The sequence below is a fragment of the Streptomyces phytophilus genome (assembly GCF_013870535.1).
Classification (GTDB): Bacteria; Actinomycetota; Actinomycetes; order Streptomycetales; family Streptomycetaceae; genus Streptomyces; species Streptomyces phytophilus.
In genome coordinates this window covers 1-1061 of record NZ_JACBXC010001695.1, presented here as the reverse complement: position 1 = coordinate 1061, position 1061 = coordinate 1, and the positions used below count along the sequence as shown (strand labels likewise).

1 protein-coding gene is annotated in these 1061 nt (G+C 72.4%); it reads left to right on the top strand.

The genetic code is table 11. The features are described from left to right. Positions 1-1061, top strand: a 1061-nt coding sequence (locus H5J30_RS35290) for a transglutaminase TgpA family protein (protein ID WP_181791868.1), incomplete at both ends; no start/stop codon positions are given.

Below are 1061 nucleotides of genomic sequence, written 5' to 3'. Positions count from 1 at the left end.
GCTCGTCGTACCCGCGGCGCTGCCGTCGCTGGACGGCGGGCTGCTGGACGGCAAGACCACCGGACCCGGCCAGGGCCCCGGCGGCGGTACGGTCACCGCGATCAACCCCGTGGTGCGGCTCCAGCAGAGCCTGAACCAGCCGGAGAACCGCGAGGTGTTCCGCTACCGCGCCGAGGACGGCGCGCAGAACCAGGCGCTGTACATGCGCTTCGTCGCCCTCGACCGGTTCGACGGCACCTCCTGGCAGCCCTCGCGCCGCAGCATCGAGGACATCCCGGCCCCGCTGCCCACCCCGCAGGGCTACTCCAACAGCCAGGTCAGGTCCGCGCCCGTCACGCTGAACGTGCGGGCCGACGAGGACTTCCGGCAGCAGTGGCTGCCGATGCCCTACCCCGCGTACCAGGTGCGCATAGGAGACGACTGGCGCTACGAGCCGGAGGGCCGGTCAGTCGTCGGCGACGGCGGCACCACCACCGGCGGCGTCGAGTACCAGGTCACCAGCCTGATCATGGCGCCCACCGCGCGCCAGCTGGCGACCGCGCCCCCGCCCGACCCCGCGCTGAGCGAGGAGTACACGCAGGTGCCCGACTCGCTGCCGGACGAAGTCCGGGAGCAGGCGCAGGAGATCACCCGGGGCTCGGCCAACGACTACGAGCGGGCGCTCGCCCTCCAGGACTACTTCACCACCAACTTCGTCTACGACACGGAGACGGACCTCGACGCCTCCGACCCGGAGGCGATCCTCAAGTTCCTTGAGGACAAGCAGGGCTTCTGCGTCCACTTCTCCTTCACGATGGCGGCGATGGCGCGGACGCTCGGCATCCCCGCGCGGGTCGCGGTCGGCTTCGTGCCGGGCACGGCGCAGAGCGACGGGTCGATGTCGGTGGGGCTGCAGGACGCGCACGCCTGGCCCGAGCTGTACTTCGAGGGCGCCGGCTGGACGCGCTTCGAGCCGACCCCGACGCGCGGCACGCTGCCCGACTACACGATGGAGGACACCCCCAACGGCGGCGGCGACCCGGCGAACGAGCTGCCGGACCGCGGCGAGTCCGCGGCGCCCT